This is a genomic window from Agromyces sp. H17E-10 (assembly GCF_022919715.1).
Lineage (GTDB): Bacteria > Actinomycetota > Actinomycetes > Actinomycetales > Microbacteriaceae > Agromyces.
Genome location: NZ_CP095042.1, coordinates 822,061 through 838,219 on the forward strand (window position 1 = coordinate 822,061; position 16,159 = coordinate 838,219).

Consider the following 16,159-nt stretch of genomic DNA (forward strand, 5'->3'; position numbering starts at 1 on the left):
GTCGAGGCTAGCCGAGGGTGTTGCTGCGGTGCGGCCCGTGCCTTCGCGCCCGACACCCATCGAAAGCGCACTCGTCGCCCGTGAAGGGGCGAGAAGTGCGCTCTCAATGCCACGTGCTGGAGATCCAGCGCACTTCCCATTCGCCGAGATCGCACTCGTCGCCCCGGATCGGGCGGCAAGTGCGCTCTCGATACGACGTTCGGCTCACTCGTGCGTCGACCTCGCGGTACCGTCCCACCCGCGCAGGCGCATCGCCTCGTCGAGTTGTCTCAGGATCACCCTGTGGTCCGACGCCCTGTTGACTCGTATGGCGAGCCATCCGTTGCCTGCGAGCTCGTTGAGCCGATCGACATCGCGCGCCCACTGGACATCGTCGACACGATGATGCGCCCCGTCGTACTCGAGCAGCACCTTCCACGCGCGGAAGACGAGGTCCCCGTGCGTGCTCCGCCCCGAGCGCAGCGCGATGACGCCGTTCGGCTCGGGTTCGGGAAACCCCGCCGCGATCACGCCGAGCCGGAGCGTGCTCTCCTTCGGGGACTCCGAGCCGATGCGAAGGTGTTTCCTGGCAGATCGCAGCACGCGAGCGCCCCGGCGTGAGCCGTATCGCGCGAGCGCCGCATCGATCTCGGGAACCGTCGTGAGCGGAGAGGGACGGCCGATCAGACGGTCGCCGGCCTGGACGAGTTCGCTCTCGTCGAGGATGGTGGCGAGCTGGCACCATGCGTCAGCCGCGCTCACGATTACCAGCCCGCGCTGGAGCGAGGTGCGCAGCGGCTCCGCCGAACGGTGTCCGATGACGCCGCTGACACGCAGCGGTGTCACGCCGCCCCAAACCACGACGTGGAGCGGAGCCGGGAACTCGTGCCGGCGAGGCAGTGGCATGCCCCACAGCTGCGCCGCCGTCGCGTGGCTGAACGCCGCGGTCGGATGCGACAGATGCAGGTCGAGCGCTGCGCAGCGTTGCGTCAACGAGTCGGCCTCGGTGATGGCGAGGCGAACACCCCGCACCGGGGTGATCAGGTCGCGCTTGCGCAGCCGCTTGGGGCTGAGTCCTCGCTGGAGCCCCTCGGTGGTCGTGAACGGACGCAAGGTGAGGTCGAACGGCAACTCTCGCATCCGATGATGCTCGCACTCGGCATGCGACGGTCCCCGTCCTGAATGCCCACTCGTGGATGACTCGGGCTCTTCGCTGCTGTCGAGGACGAGTCACACGCTCGTCACGCCCGCCCAAGCTTCGAGAGTGCACTCGTTGCCCCGCTACGGGCGACAAGTGCACTCTCGACGAGGAGCACCGTGGATGCCTCTCGCCGAGACCACGCGAAAGTGCACTTGTCGCCCGCGTTTGGACGACAAGTGCACTCTCGGTGAATCCGGCGAACCAGACGATCCAGGCAGACCAGGTGAACCAGATGCCTCAGGCGAGCGAAGCGCGCGTCAGCAGAAGGCGCCGGTCGATGCCCAGACCTCGGGCGCCTCGGCGAGCCCCTCGCGCGTGACGGTCGCCTCGATGAGGCCGTACGAACGGTCGCTCGCGTAGAACACCTCGTTGGGGTTGTCGAGCCCGAACGGCGAGAGGTCGACGACGAAGTGGTGCTTGTTCGGCATCGAGAAGCGGATCTCCGCGATCTCGGGGTGCGCCTCGAGCACGGCCTGACCCATCTCGAAGAGCGTCGTCTGCAGCGCCGCCGAGTAGTGCTCGGTGAACGTCTCGAGCAGGATCGCCTTCACGCTGTCGTAGACGGCGTTGTAGTCGACCTCGGCACCCGGCTGGTAGCGCCAGCGCGTCGCGACGCTCGTCGCGAGGATGCGGTCGGTCGTCTCCTGCAGGGTCGTGTAGCGGTCCTTCGGGTAGCCGACGAAGCCCGACTGCGTCGTCTTCAGCACGGTGAGGTCCTTGAGGCCCGCGACGACGTGACGCGTGTCGCCGTCGGCGATGACCGCGGCGGTGCGCACCTCTTGCCCCTTGCGCACGAACGAGTGGTCGTGCGGCTCGCCGTGGGCGGTGATGCGCTCCCACGCGTAGCTCTCGGCGAGCCAGCGGCCGCCGGTGACCCAGTCGAACGAGCCGATGAAGTGGTCGGCGAGACGCAGCAGGAACGCCTCGGGCGAACCGATGCCGTCGCGTGCGAACGCGAACACGGTGTTCTTCTGGGTGTCGGTCGCGACGACGTGCGCGTTGTCGCCGTCGAGGTGCGCCCCGGCGAAGTCGCCGCGCAGCTGCGACGTGACGTTGAGGTCCTCGATCTCGTGGCGGTCGGTGTCGCGCGTGACCTTGACGACGCGGACCTCGGCCTTGCCGTACTGGTTCGGGCCGAGCACGATGGCGCCGGATGCCGCGGCCGAGGTCTCAGCCGAGGCCGAGGCCGAGGCAGCGCCCGAGGAGGCGGCGGTCGCGCCGCCCGCGGCGTCGGTGGTGGTCACGGTGTTGATCAGGGTGTCGGTCATGTTCGTTCTAACTTCCTCGGTAGGTCGAATAGGCGAAGGGGCTCAGCAGGATCGGCACGTGGTAGTGGCGACCCTCCTCGGCGACGAGGAACGTGAGCTGCACTTCGGGGTAGAAGGCTTCGGTCTGGGTGGAGGCGAAGTAGGCGCCGGTGTCGAACCGGAGTCGGTACTCGCCGTTGGGGATCGTCTCGGGGCCGAGCTGCTTCGCCCGCCCGTCGTCGTCGGTCACGGCGCTCGCGACGAGCTCCCAGCCGTCACCGCCGGAAGCGGAGCCGGCGGCGGCCCCGGCACCGGCACCGGCACCGGCACCGGAACGGCGGTACAGCTCGACGGGCACCCCGGCAGCGGGCTTGCCGCGCTGGGCGTCGAGCACGTGCGTCGTGATCTGCGAGACGGTCGCAGGCTGCGAATCGGTCATGCGGCGATTGCCCCCTTCAATCTGAGTACGGCGATCTCGCGCAGCTGCTCGGCGACGACCCGCTCTTCGGTCGCGTCGTCGTTGCCGAGCCGGGCGGTGAGCGCCTCGAGGATCTCGCCCGCCGAGCGGCCGGCCGCACGGATGAGGAACACCCGCCCGAACCGCTGCTCGTACGCGGCGTTGCCCTCGGCGAGCGCCCGTGCGATCTCGGCGTCGGCGGGGTCGACGCCCGCCTGCTCGGATCGCGACAGGGCTGCCTCGGTACTCGCACCGCGCGCACGCTCCCCGATGCGGGGATGGTGGCTGAGCGCCTGCTCGACCTCGTCGGCCGTGAACGGCGACGCGGCGGCGCCGGCCTCACTCACGAGCTCGTCGATCGAGCCGTACGGTCGACGGTCGGCGAGGTGCTCGCACCATCGTGTGACGTCGACGCATGGTCGAAGCGTGGCGATCGCCTCCGAGCGACCAGCTTCGTTGAACTCTTCAAGCTTCATCGCTTGAGTCACTTTCTCATTCTGCTGGCATCCACGGTGTACGGATATGTGAAACTGATGTTTCACATCGTGGAACTGTTATTTCAGCATGTGACAATGCTAACAACACGGATGCCCCGTGGCAACGATTTCCGATGAAGAAGTCGTGCCACGAGGCATCCGGTTCCAGCGCGCTCAGAGGCCGAGCTGCTCCCGCAGACGGCCGACGTGCCCGTTCGGGTCGACGTTGTACTCGAGGGCGGCGACCCGGCCGTCGGCGTCGATGACCGCCGTCGAGCGGATGAGTCCGTCGAAGGTGCGGCCGGCGACCGTCTTCTGGCCCCACGCACCCCACGCGCGGGCGACCTGCGCGTCCTCGTCGGAGAGCAGCGGGAACGAGAGCTGCTCGGCCTCGGCGAACTCGGCGAGCCGCGAGACCGGGTCGGGCGAGATGCCGAGCACGGTGTAGCCGGCCGACTGGAACGACGCGAGGTTCTCGCGGAAATCGCACGCCTCGGTCGTGCAGCCGGGCGTGAACGCGGCCGGGTAGAAGTAGACGATGACGGGGCCGCCCCGGTGGTCGCTCAGCCGGCGCACCGTGCCGGTGGCGTCGGGCAGGGCGAAGTCGGGGGCCTGCTGGCCGGTCTCCAGCTCTTCGGACGAGTTGATCATGAGGGGCTCCGTTTCTTCGGTCGACGGGGATGCCTCGGCGCCGGTGTCCCTCGCGGGGTCCGGTGGTCCGGTTCGGTTGGCGGGAGGGTGGTGGTGGAACGCTGGTGTCGCCGGTCGATCGGATGATCAGGTGATCGACTGATCGACCGGGCGACGGGATTCGGCCGCGGACCGGCACGGTATCGGACCGGCCGGCCTCGCGGCCCCCGGGATGCTACGCGTTCCCTTTTCGGAGCATCCGGCCCTGGGCCCGCTCGCGGTCGACGTGGGCGCCCGCGAGGTACGCACGGCGCACACCCCCCGTGAGCTCGCGACCGTCGTACGGCGTGACGGGGTGCCGATGCTCGAGCGAGCGGGCATCGACGGTGAACTGCTCGTCGGGCGCGAACACCGCGAAGTCGGCGGCGAAACCGAGCGCGATGCGCCCCTTCCTGGTGAGGCCGACCCGCTCGGCGGGTCGCTGCGCCATCCACTCGACGACCCGCTCGAGGCCGATGCCGCGCTCGCGCGCCTCGGTCCAGATGAGCGGCAGGCCGAGCTGCAGCGACGCGATGCCGCCCCACGCGAGCTCGAAGTCGCCGTCGCCCTGGTACTTCATGTCGGGCGTCGACGGCGAGTGGTCGGACACGACGTAGTCGATGACGCCGTCGACGAGACCCGCCCACAGCCGGTCGCGGTTCGCGTCCTCGCGGATCGGCGGGCAGCACTTGAAGGCCGTCGCGCCGGCGGGCACGTCCTCCGCGAACAGGGTGAGGTAGTGCGGGCACGTCTCGACGCTGAGGTCCGTGCCCGCGGCTTTGGCCCGGGCGATCTGCCCGAGCGAGTCGGAAGAGGAGAGGTGCAGGATGTGCGCCCGGGCGCCCGTGCAGCCCGCCCGCTCGATGACCTCGGCGATCGCCGCATCCTCGGCCGCACGCGGACGCGAGGCGAGGAAGTCGGCGTAGCCGGGGCCGCCCCGGTGCGGCGCGGCGTCGATGACGTGCGCGTCCTCGGCGTGCACGACGAGCATCGAGTCGCGCTCGGCGATGACCCGCATCGCCTGCTCCATCTCGTCGGCTGTGACCTGCGGGAACTCGTCGACGCCCGAGTGCAGCAGGAAGCACTTGAACCCGAACACGCCCTCGTCGACGAGGGGTGCGAGCTCGTCGAGGTTGCCGGGCACGACGCCGCCCCAGAAGCCGACGTCGACGAAGGTCTGGCCGGCGGCGGCCGCGCGCTTCTCGTCGAGCGCCGCGACCGAGACGGTCGGGGGGATCGAGTTGAGCGGCATGTCGATGATCGTGGTCACGCCGCCCGCGAGCGCGGCGCGCGTCGCGGAGGCGAAGCCCTCCCACTCGGTGCGGCCGGGCTCGTTGACGTGCACGTGGGTGTCGACGAGACCGGGCAGCAGCACCTCGTCGGCGGCGAGCTCGACGACCTCGGCGCCGGCGAGTCCCGTACCGAGCGGGGTGATCGCGACGATGCGACCGTCGCGCACGCCGATCTCGACCGAGCGCTCGACGGGGGCTCCGTCGCCCTCGTTCGTGACGAGGGCGCGCCGTGCGCGGAACACGACGTCGAATGCCACCGAGGCGTCGGCGGTGCCGCCGGCGCCCGCGGTTCCGCGGGCGGACGCCCGGCTTGCGATGAGGTCGGTCACGAGTTCCTCCGAGAGTCGGGCCAGCAGGTCGGATGCCTCGGCCATGCTGCGTGCTGGGTCGGGTTCGAGCTCGGCGAGCGAGCGCGCGGCGACGAATCCGGCATCGCGCACCTCGTCGTCGCTCAGCAGTCGCCGCCCGCTCACGGCGTACACGGGAACACCCGCGAGCCGCGCCGCGCGGGCGACGCCGACGGGCGTCTTGCCCATGAGGCTCTGCGCGTCGAGGCTGCCCTCGCCCGTGATCACGGCGTCTGCGCCCGCAAGCCGGGCCTCGAGGCCGGTGAACTCGAGCACGACGTCGATGCCCGGCCGCCGCTCGGCGCCGAGCACCGCGAGCGCGGCGAAGCCGACACCGCCGGCCGCTCCGGCACCGGGCCGCTCGGCGGCGACGGCGGCCGGCACGGCGAGCGATGAGTCCTCGGCGGCGAGCACGGCGACGAAGTTCGCGAGCGCCGCGTCGAGCGCGACGACCGCGTCGGGCGACGCGCCCTTCTGCGGACCGAACACCGCCGCAGCGCCGGTCGGCCCGAGCAGCGGGTTGTCGACGTCGCTCGCGAGCACGATCTCGGCGGAGCCGAGCCGCGGGTCGAGCCCGGTCAGGTCGACGCGCGCGAGACGGGCGAGCGCTCCCCCGCCGACCGGCAGCTCGGCACCCGTCGCGTCGAGGAGGCGCGCGCCGAGCCCCTGCAGCACGCCCGCTCCCCCGTCGGTCGAGGCGCTGCCGCCGATGCCGAGCACGATGCGCCGGGCACCCGCGTCGAGTGCGGCCGCGATCAGCTGACCGGTTCCGATGCTCGTCGCGCCCGAGGCATCCACCCCGCCTGCAGGTACCAGGTCGAGACCCGACGCCTGCGCCATCTCGACGACCGCCTCGTCGCCGCGCAGCGCGAGGGCGGCCTCGACCGGCGCGCCCAGCGGGCCGGCGACGGTCGCCGTACGGCGCTCGAAGCCGGCCGCGAGGGCCGCGTCGAGCGTACCCTCGCCGCCGTCGGCCACCGGGATCGCGTCGACCTCGATCGCGGGGTCGACACGGCGGGCGCCCTCGGCGACCCGCGCGGCCACCTCGGGAGCCGACAGCGACCCCTTGAACTTGTCGGGCGCGATCACGATGCGCATGGGTTCAGTCTTCCGTCTCAGCACGGCCAGCGGGAGGGGGCGCGGCTCAGTCGAGCAGCGCGTAGACCGACTCGGGTGCGTCGGCGGGTGAGGTCGCGAGGTCCTGGAACTCGTTCATCGTGTCGAGGTCGGCGCCCATCGCGATGTTCGTGACGCGCTCGAGGATCACCTCGACGACCACCGGCACCTGGAACTCCTCGCGCAGCCGCTCGGCCTCGGCGAAGCCGGCCGCGAGGTCTTCGGGGCGCTCGACCCGGATCGCCTTGCAGCCGAGGCCCTCGGCCACCTTGACGTGGTCGACGCCGTAGCCGGTCGCGACGCTCTCGGGGTCGAACGGCGTGTTGATGTTGTCGAACGCCAGCGAGACCTCGTAGTCCATCTCGAAGCCGCGCTGCGACTGGCGGATGAGGCCGAGGTAGCTGTTGTTCACGACGACGTGGATGTACGGCAGCCGGTGCTGCGCGCCGACCGCGAGCTCCTCGATCATGAACTGGAAGTCGTAGTCGCCGGAGAGGGCGACCACCTTCTCCTCGGGCTTGCCGCGCACGACGCCGAGCGCCGCGGGCAGGGTCCAGCCGAGCGGGCCGGCCTGGCCCGCGTTGATCCACTGACGGGGGCCGTAGACGTGCAGCAGCTGGGCGCCGGCGATCTGCGACAGGCCGATCGTCGTCACGTAGGTGGTGTCGTGGCCGAACGCCGACAGCATCTCCTGGTAGACGCGGTGCGGCTTCATCGGCACGTCGTCGAAGTTGGTCTTGCGCAGCAGGGTCGCCTTGCGGCCGCGGCACTCCTCGGCCCAGCCGAAGTAGTCGGGCAGCGACGCCACCCGGTCGCGCGCCGCCGCAAGCAAAGCGTCGATGAAGGCGCTCGCGTCGGACACCACGCCGTAGTCGGGTGCGAACACGCGGCCGATCTGGGTGGGCTCGATGTCGACGTGCACGAATGTGCGGCCCTTGCGATAGGTGTCGAGGCCGCCCGTGTGGCGGTTCGCCCAGCGGTTGCCGATGCCGAGCACGAAGTCGGACTCGAGGAAGCTCGCGTTGCCGTAGCGCTGCGAGGTCTGGATGCCGACGAGGCCGGCGGCGAGCGGGTGGTCGTCGGCGATCGCGCCCCAACCCATGAGCGTCGGGAAGACGGGCACCCCGAGGGTCTCGGCGAGCTCGACGAGCTTGGCCGACGCGCCCGAGTTGACGATGCCGCCGCCCGCGATGATCGCGGGGTGCTTGGAGGCGACGAGCAGGTCGAGCACCTTCTCGGCCTGCGCGCGGGTCGCGGCGGGCTTGGCCACCGGCAGCGGCTCGTACGTGTCGATGTCGAACTCGATCTCGGTCATCTGCACGTCGAACGGCAGGTCGATGAGCACGGGACCGGGGCGGCCCGAGCGCATGATCTGGAACGCCGACTGGAAGGCGCCCGGCACCTGGGCGCCCTCGAGCACGGTCTTCGCGAACTTCGTGACCGGCTTCGCGATCGAGGCGATGTCGACGGCCTGGAAGTCCTCTTTGTCGAGCTTCGCGACGGGCGCCTGGCCCGTGATGCACAGCATCGGGATCGAGTCGGCGATCGCGGCGTAGAGGCCCGTGATCATGTCGGTGCCCGCGGGGCCCGAGGTGCCGATGCACACGCCGATGCGGCCGTCGCCGGTGCGGCTGTAGCCGTCGGCCATGTGCGAGGCGCCCTCGACGTGGCGGGCGAGGGTGTGCCGGATGCCGCCGTTGGCCCGCATCGCGGAGTAGAGGGGGTTGATCGCGGCACCGGGCAGGCCGAAGGCCTCGGTGGCGCCCTCCTTGATCAGGATCTGCACGATGGCGTCGACGGCGCGCATGCGAGTCATGGGAGTGCTCCTTCGGAGAAAGTGGAAAGGCGTGGGTGGATGCCGCGGCGCGGGGCTACTCGCGACCGGCGAGCTCGGCGGTGAGCTTGAAGAGGCCCGAGTGGTCGAGTCCGCCGTCGCCGCGGGCGACGAGCGACGTGACCAGCTGGGCGACGGCCGAGCCGAGCGGAACGGTGATGCCGGCCCGGCGTGCGGCGGCGGTGACGATGCCCAGGTCCTTGTTGTGGAGCGCGAGGCGGAATCCGGGGGCGAAGTCGCGGTTCAGCATCTTCTGCCCCTTCTGGTCGAGGACCTTGGAGCCGGCGAGCCCGCCGCCCAGGACCTTCAGCGCGGCGTCGGTGTCGACGCCGAAGGCTTCGAGGAAGACGACCGCCTCGGCGAGCGCCTGGATGTTGACGGCGACGATGAGCTGGTTCGCCGCCTTGACGGTCTGGCCGGCACCGGCCGGGCCGACGTGCACGATGGTCTTGCCGATGCCCTCGAGCACGGGCAGCGCCGCGGCGAAGTCGGCATCGCTGCCGCCGACCATGATCGAGAGCACGCCGTCGATGGCGCCCTGCTCGCCGCCCGAGACGGGCGCGTCGACCGCGCCGAAGCCCGCCGCGACGGCCTCCTCGGCGAGCTCCTTCGCGACATCGGGGCGGATCGACGAGTTGTCGATCCACAGCGCACCCGGCCTGGCGTTCGCGAACACGCCGCCCTCGCCGCGCACGACGCCCTCGACGTCGGGCGAGTCGGGCACCATCGTGATGACGACGTCGGCGTCCTTCACCGCGTCGGCGATGCTCGACGCACCGTTGCCGCCAGCGGCGACGAGCGCGTCGATCGGGGCCTGGCTGCGGTTGTAGCCGGTGACCTCGTGCCCGGCGGTGACGAGGTTCTTGGCCATGGGCAGGCCCATGATGCCGAGGCCGATGATCGCGATCTTGCTCATGAGGTGGGTCCTTCTGGTTGCGTCGTGCGGGTCTGGTGTCTGCGTTGGCGTGTCAGGCGGCGGCGCGGGCGCCGGTCAGGCGCGTGCGGATGCTTCGGCGCCGGCGAGCCACGTGAAGGCTTTGTCGATCGGCGCCTTGTACTCGAGACCGATCGGGCCCTCGTAGCCGAGCTCGCGGCTGCGGGCGATCCACGCGTCGAGGGGCAGCGTGCCGGTGCCGGGGGCGCCACGACCGGGGTCGTCGGCGATCTGGATGTGGCCGAACGACGCGGCGTGCGCCTCGATCACGGCGGCGACGTCGTCGCCGTTGACGGCGAGGTGGTAGAAGTCGGCGAGGAGCTTGAGGTTCTCAGTGCCGGAGGCTTCGCGCACGGCGTCGATCACGCGCACGGCGTCGGCCGCGGTCTTCAGCGGGTAGGCCGGGGCGCCGGAGACCGGCTCGAGCAGCACGGTGCCACCGATGGGGGCGACGCCCGCCGCCGCGGCCGCGAGGTTCTCGATCGCCGCGGCGTCCTGCTCGGCGGCGTCGACGCCGTCCTGGCGGAGGCCGTAGAGCGCGTTGAAGCCCGTCGTGCCGAGCGCCTGGCCGATGCCGGCGACGACCGCGATGTTGTCGCGGAACTCGTTCGAACGCGCCGGCCACGAGACGAGGCCGCGGTCGCCGGCGGGCATGTCGCCCGCGTTGAAGTTGAGGCCGGTCAGCTGCACGCCCGCGTCGCGGATCGCGCCGATGAAGGCGTCGACGTCGCGGTCGGCGGGCACCGACTCGGCGAACGGCCACCAGAACTCGACGGCGTCGAAGCCGGCGGCCTTGGCCGCGGCCGGGCGCTCGAGCAGGGGCAGCTCGGTGAGGAGGATCGAGCAGTTCACCGTGTACGTCATCGTCGACTTCTTTCGTGATTCTCTTCCGCATTCCGGAATAATTCTTTTGCTGTATGAAATCGTAAGCGCAGAGTCGTACGGCGTCAACCCTTGTGACGCATGCCGCCGAGGCATCCGGGGCGAAATGCAGGAGAGAAGACGCCATGACGCTCGGAGACGCGCCCGATCGCCGAATTCTCCGACGACTCGCCGACCGACGGAGACGACGAAGCGCCCGGCGACGGACCTCTCGTCGCCGGGCGCTTCGCACACCCGCCCGCGCGGGTGTCACCGCGCGGGCAGGTGCTCAGGTGAGCCGGATCTGCCGGTTCATGTCCTTGTAGAGCAGGTAGCGGAACGGCTCGGGGCCGCCCGCGTAGCAGGCCTGCGGGCAGAACGCGCGCAGCAGCATGTAGTCGCCGGCCTCGCACTCGACCCAGTCGTCGTTGAGCCGGTAGACGGCCTTGCCCTGCAGCACGAACAGGCCGTGCTCCATGACGTGGGTCTCGGCGAACGGGATCGACCCGCCCGGCTGGAACGTCACGATGTTCACCTGCATGTCGTGTGCGAGGTCGCTCGCGTCGGAGAAGCGGGTCGTCGCCCACACGCCGCCGGTGTCGGGCATCGGCACGGGCTCGATGTCCTGGTCGCGGGTCACGAACGACGCCGGCGGCTCGACGCCGTCGAGGTACTCGTACGCCTTGCGGATCCAGTGGAAGCTCGTGAGCTCGTCGCCCTCGTTGGCGAGCGACCACGACGCGCCGGGCGCGATGAAGGCGTACCCGCCCGCCTCGAGCACGTGCCGCTCCCCCTCGAGCGTGAGCGTGAGCGCGCCGGCGGTCACGAAGACGACGCCCTCGACGCCTGCCTCGACCTCGGGCTTCGCCGCGCCGCCGCCCGGCGCGATCTCGACGATGAGCTGCGAGAAGGTCGTCGCGGAGCTCGGGGTGGGGCGGGCGATGATCCACGCGCGCGTGTCGGTGAAGCCGGGCAGGCTCGACGTGACGATGTCGCGCAGCACCCCCTTCGGGATGAAGGTGTAGGCGAGCTTCACGACCGCCCGGTCGGTGAGCAGGTCGGTCTGCGGCGGCAGTCCGCCGCTCGGGGTGTAGTAACTCATCGATGGTCCTCGTCGGTGGGGTGTGGGGTGGGTGGCGGCATCCCGCTCAGGCGTCGGCGGCACCTGCCGCCTGCGCGACGTTCGCGAGCTTCGGGTGCGCGAGCACCGTCAGCGCGCGCCGGTCGATGCCGATGTCGGCGACGATCTCGGTCTCGCCGACGGCGCCGCATTCGACACCGCGCAGCACGAAGTCGGCGAGCGCGCGGGCCGTGGCCGGCTCGTCGAGCACGGCGCCGGCGGTGCGCTCGAGATAGTTGCGCAGGCGAACGGATGCCTCGGGGTAGCCCTCGCGGTAGAACGCGTAGGTCGCGAGGTACCGCGTCGGCAGCTGGTGCGGGTGGAGGTCCCAGCCCTGGTAGAAGCCGCGTTCGAGCGAGCGTCGCACGAGTCGCGCGTGCAGGCGCCAGGCCTCCTCGGTGCGATCGCCGATCGGCAGGATGTTCGTCGACCCGTCGGACAGCCGGATGCCGGTGCCGGCGACCGCGAGCTGCATGATCTCCTTCGCGAGGTCGGCGACCGGGTGCTCCATCGACTGGTAGCGGGCCGCGATCTGCAGCGACGCGCTGTAGTCGTAGGTGCCGTAGTGCAGGGCGGTGATGCGCCCCGGCGCCGCGACGGCGAGCTGCGCCACGGGCGACGTGCCGTCGGCGCCGAGGATGAGCTGCGGCGTCTCGACCTGCACCTCGAAACGCAGTCGTCCCTCGGGCAGTCCGTGCGCGCGCTCGAGCGCGGTGACGAGGTCGACCATCGCCTCGACCTGCGCGACCGTCGTCACCTTCGGCAGTGTGAGCACGAGGCCGTCGGGCAGGCCCGCCGCGCCGCTTCGGGCGACGAGCGCGCCGATGAAGAGGTCGAGGGTGCGGATGCCCCGGGCCCGGGTGGGCGCCTCGAAGCACTTGAACCTGATGCCGATGAAGGGCGGTGCGACGCCGGCGGCCACGGCGGCGGCGACCTGTTCGGCGGCGCGCACGGCGTCGGCGTCCTCGATCTCGTCGCCGCGGTCGCCGTAGCCGTCCTCGAAGTCGAGACGCAGGTCTTCGATCGGTTCGCGGGCGAGTTTCTCCCGCACTCGCGGCGCGATGCGCGCCGCGAGTGCGGGATCCACCCCCATGCGGACGGCGAGAGCCTCGAACCCGCCGTCCGCAGTCACGGACTCCTCGGCTGCGCGGCCCCACGCCGCAGGCAGCTCGGGAGTGAAGGTGTCGGCCGGCACGTACACGGTGTGCACGGGCTGGCGGGAGCCGTCGTCGCCCGGGTAGACGGTCGCGAGCAGCTCGTCGGTGTCGGCGAGCCGCGCCTCGACGCGGTCGAGGTCGGCGGCGGTCAGCGCGGTGCGCAGCGGCGCAGCATCCGATGCCGCGCCCTGGCCGCCCGCGACCTCGCTGTCGACCATGCTCATCCCAGCAGCTCGTAGGCGGGCAGGGTGAGGAAGTCGACGTAGTCGTCGGAGGTGCAGATCTCCTCGATGAGTTTCGCGGCGGGCTCGTAGTACGCGGCGAACCGGTCGGCGGGCACCTCGCCGCGCAGGCGCTCGACCTCCTCGGCGAGCACGCTGCGCACGAGCTCGACGGTGGCGGTGTTGCCGGAGTCGGCGTAGACGACCCCGTTCTTCAGCTGCTGCCACACCTGCGATCGCGAGATCTCGGCGGTCGCGGCATCCTCCATCAGGTTGTGGATGGCGACCGCACCGTTGCCCGACAGCCAGACGGCGGTGTAGGCGACCGCGACGTAGAGGTTGTCGTGGAGGCCCTTCTCGGTGACGTCGCCGCCGGCCGACGCGACGTCGAGCAGCTGGGCCGCGGTGACCTCGACCTCGGGGCGCTGCTTGCCGAGCTGGTTCGGCTTGGCGCCGAGCACCTGGTCGAACACCTCGCGGCAGACCGGCACGAGGTCGGGGTGCGCGACCCACGAGCCGTCGAAGCCGTCGTTCGCCTCACGGGTCTTGTCGGCGCGCACCTTGTCGAAGGCGGCACGGGTGACCTCGAGGTCGTTGCGGTTCGGCACGACGGCGGCCATGCCGCCCATCGCGAAGGCGCCACGGCGGTGGCAGGTCTTCACGAGCAGCTCTGTGTAGGCGCGCATGAACGGCGCGGTCATCGCCACCTGGGCCCGGTCGGGCAGGATGTAGGCGTCGCCCGCGTCGCGGAAGACCTTGATCATGCTGAACAGGTAGTCCCAGCGGCCGGCGTTGAGGCCCGAGGCGTGCTCGCGCAGCTCGTAGAGGATCTCGTCCATCTCGAACGCGGCGGGGATGGTCTCGATGAGCACGGTCGCGCGCACGGTGCCGCGGGCGATGCCGAGGTACTCCTGGGCGAAGACGAAGACGTCGTTCCAGAGGCGGGCCTCGAGGTGGCTCTCCATCTTCGGCAGGTAGTAGTAGGGACCGTCGCCGTTCTCGATGAGCTGGCGCGCCGTGTGGAAGAAGTGCAGGCCGAAGTCGACGAGCGAGCCGCTGCCTTCGCGTCCGTCGACGAGCACGTGCCGCTCGGGCAGGTGCCAGCCGCGGGGACGCGTGACGACGGTCGGGCGGCGCACGTCGGTGCGCAGGGCATACGCCTTGCCCTGCGGCGACGTGAAGGCGAGGGTGCCACGGGCGGCGTCGCGAAGGTTCAGGATGCCGCCGACGACGTTCTCCCACTTCGGAGCGGCCGCGTCCTCGAGGTCGGCGAGCCACACGCGCGCCTCGGAGTTCAGCGCGTTGATCGCCATCTTCGCGGGCGACGGCGGGCCGGTGATCTCGACGCGGCGGTCGAGCAGCGCCTCGGGGGCGGGTGCGACCTTCCAGTCGGACTCGCGGATCTCGCGCGTCTCGGGCAGGAAGTCGAGCGTGCCGCCGGCGGCGATGCGGTCGCGCTTCACCTTGCGGGCGGCGAGGAGCTCGAGGCGGCGGCCGTCGAACTCGCGGTGCAGCGCCTCGACGAAGGCGAGCGCCTCGGGCGTCAGGATCTCGTCGGCGCCGTCGATCTCGGCCGGGCCGGTGATCTCGAGGGAACGGATGTCGGTGGTCATGCGGCGGCGCCTTCCTGCGTTGCGGCGATGGTCTCGAGGTCGGCGGCGGCGGCGGTGCCCGCGTGCGCCGCACCGGCCACGGCCTCGGCGACGACTCGGGCGACATCGGGGTCGAAGACGCTCGGAATGATGTAGCTCGCGTTGAGTTCATCATCGCGCACGCACGAGGCGATCGCCTCTGCCGCGGCGACGAGCATCTCGGGCGTGATGTCGACGGCGCCGGCATCGAGCAGGCCCCGGAAGAAGCCCGGGAACGCGAGCACGTTGTTGATCTGGTTCGGGAAGTCGCTGCGACCCGTGGCGACGACGGCCGCGTGGCGGGCGGCGACGACGGGGTCGACCTCGGGGTCGGGGTTCGCCATCGCGAAGACGATCGCGTCGTCGGCCATGCTCTCGACCTCGGCCTCGCCGAGCAGGTTCGGAGCGCTCACGCCGATGAAGACGTCGGCGCCGACGAGCACCTCGGCGAGCGTACCGGTGACGCCGTCGGCGTTGGTGTTCGCCGCGAGCCACGTGCGGTGGCCGTCGGCGTACCGCTCGCCGCGGTGGATGGCGCCGTTGCGACCGCACGCGACGATGTGACGTGCGCCCTCGGCCTTGAGCAGCTGGATGATCGCGTTGCCGGCCGCGCCGACGCCCGAGACGACGATGCGCACGTCGCCGAGGCGCTTGCCGACGACGCGCAGGGCGTTCATGAGCGCCGCGAGCGTCACGATGGCGGTGCCGTGCTGGTCGTCGTGGAAGACGGGGATGTCGAGCTCCTCGCGGAGGCGACGCTCGATCTCGAAGCAGCGGGGCGCCGCGATGTCCTCGAGGTTGATGCCGCCGTAGACGGGTGCGAGCGCCTTGACGATCGCGATGATCTCCTCGGTGTCCTGCGTGTCGAGGGCGACGGGCCAGGCGTCGACGTCGGCGAACTGCTTGAAGAGGGCGGCCTTGCCCTCCATCACCGGGATCGACGCCGTCGCGCCGATGTTGCCGAGGCCGAGCACGGCCGAGCCGTCGGTGACGACGGCGATCGTGTTGCCCTTGACGGTGAGGCGGCGCGCGTCGGCGGGACGCTCGGCGATCGCGAGGCAGACCCGGGCGACGCCGGGCGTGTAGGCGCGGGAGAGGTCGTCGCGGTTGCGCAGCGGCGTCTTCGGCACGATCTCGAGCTTGCCGCCCTGGTGCAGGCGGAAGGTGCGGTCGGCCACCTCGTGCACGACGACGCCCTCGCGAGCGGCGAGCGCGGCGGCGACCTGGGCGGCGTGCTCGGCGCTCTCGGCGTAGCAGGTGAGGTCGACGAGCACCCGGTCGGTGCTCGACTCGCTGACGTCGACGGCGGTGATGACCGCGCCGGCGTCGGCCGCCGCCACGACGAGTTCGCTCGTCGCGGTGACGCCCGCTGGCGCCTCGACGCGGAGCTGGATGGAGTAGCCGGGACTGGGATTCGCCATCGGATCACTTTCTTGACTGCCCGCGTTGTTTCAAGCGCGGCGGTTTCCGTATTACGGATGTTATTGTCTGCTATTCGGAAACTCAAGCCCCGATTGCCGCGAGGTACGACGCTCGGGTGGGCTGAGGAGCATCGACTGAGTGGGTTGAGGAGCGACGAAGGAGCGTCTCGAAACCCATGCCCGCGGCATCCCTCGC

General features: G+C 71.0%; 13 protein-coding genes. All 13 read right to left on the reverse strand.

Features of this window, described 5'->3' with window-relative positions:
- Window positions 1-204: 204 nt before the first annotated feature.
- The 13 genes from MUN74_RS03670 to MUN74_RS03730 all read right to left on the reverse strand — a co-directional run bounded on the left by MUN74_RS03670 (window position 205) and on the right by MUN74_RS03730 (window position 15,963).
- Window positions 205-1,119: a hypothetical protein gene (locus MUN74_RS03670; protein WP_244855061.1), complete on the reverse strand. Its 915-nt coding sequence runs from the start codon at window positions 1,117-1,119 to the stop codon at window positions 205-207.
- A gap of 318 nt (window positions 1,120-1,437) precedes the next feature.
- Entirely contained in the window at window positions 1,438-2,448 is a 1,011-nt protein-coding gene (gene pucL / locus MUN74_RS03675; protein WP_244855062.1) for a factor-independent urate hydroxylase, read from the reverse strand.
- 7 nt (window positions 2,449-2,455) lie between these two features.
- Window positions 2,456-2,866 (reverse strand): hydroxyisourate hydrolase, encoded by a 411-nt coding sequence (uraH, locus tag MUN74_RS03680; RefSeq protein WP_244855063.1) that lies wholly within the window; start codon window positions 2,864-2,866, stop codon window positions 2,456-2,458.
- Window positions 2,863-3,360, reverse strand: coding sequence for a 2-oxo-4-hydroxy-4-carboxy-5-ureidoimidazoline decarboxylase (gene uraD / locus MUN74_RS03685; RefSeq protein ID WP_244855064.1), 498 nt, complete (start codon window positions 3,358-3,360; stop codon window positions 2,863-2,865). The genes uraH and uraD overlap by 4 nt, the downstream gene beginning before the upstream one ends.
- A gap of 174 nt (window positions 3,361-3,534) precedes the next feature.
- Entirely contained in the window at window positions 3,535-4,011 is a 477-nt protein-coding gene (gene bcp, locus MUN74_RS03690) for a thioredoxin-dependent thiol peroxidase (RefSeq protein ID WP_244855065.1), read from the reverse strand.
- Between the two features lie 214 nt (window positions 4,012-4,225).
- On the reverse strand, window positions 4,226-6,766 hold the full coding sequence (gene allB / locus MUN74_RS03695; RefSeq protein ID WP_244855066.1) for an allantoinase AllB: 2,541 nt from the start codon (window positions 6,764-6,766) through the stop codon (window positions 4,226-4,228).
- A gap of 46 nt (window positions 6,767-6,812) precedes the next feature.
- The gene (gene gcl, locus MUN74_RS03700; protein ID WP_244855067.1) at window positions 6,813-8,600 is read right to left on the reverse strand and encodes a glyoxylate carboligase; all 1,788 of its coding nucleotides are present in this window, start codon (window positions 8,598-8,600) and stop codon (window positions 6,813-6,815) included.
- Between the two features lie 55 nt (window positions 8,601-8,655).
- Entirely contained in the window at window positions 8,656-9,534 is an 879-nt protein-coding gene (locus tag MUN74_RS03705) for a 2-hydroxy-3-oxopropionate reductase (RefSeq protein WP_244855068.1), read from the reverse strand.
- A 75-nt stretch (window positions 9,535-9,609) separates the two neighbouring features.
- Window positions 9,610-10,416, reverse strand: coding sequence for a hydroxypyruvate isomerase family protein (locus tag MUN74_RS03710; RefSeq protein ID WP_244855069.1), 807 nt, complete (start codon window positions 10,414-10,416; stop codon window positions 9,610-9,612).
- Window positions 10,417-10,702: 286 nt separating this feature from the next.
- Window positions 10,703-11,515 (reverse strand): bifunctional allantoicase/(S)-ureidoglycine aminohydrolase, encoded by an 813-nt coding sequence (locus MUN74_RS03715; protein ID WP_244855070.1) that lies wholly within the window; start codon window positions 11,513-11,515, stop codon window positions 10,703-10,705.
- Between the two features lie 46 nt (window positions 11,516-11,561).
- Window positions 11,562-12,908 (reverse strand): DUF6986 family protein, encoded by a 1,347-nt coding sequence (locus tag MUN74_RS03720; RefSeq protein ID WP_244856341.1) that lies wholly within the window; start codon window positions 12,906-12,908, stop codon window positions 11,562-11,564.
- 2 nt (window positions 12,909-12,910) lie between these two features.
- On the reverse strand, window positions 12,911-14,524 hold the full coding sequence (aceB, locus tag MUN74_RS03725) for a malate synthase A (protein ID WP_244855071.1): 1,614 nt from the start codon (window positions 14,522-14,524) through the stop codon (window positions 12,911-12,913).
- The gene (locus MUN74_RS03730) at window positions 14,521-15,963 is read right to left on the reverse strand and encodes an NAD(P)-dependent malic enzyme (protein ID WP_244855072.1); all 1,443 of its coding nucleotides are present in this window, start codon (window positions 15,961-15,963) and stop codon (window positions 14,521-14,523) included. Before MUN74_RS03730 ends, aceB begins: the two co-directional genes overlap by 4 nt.
- Window positions 15,964-16,159 lie beyond the last annotated feature (196 nt).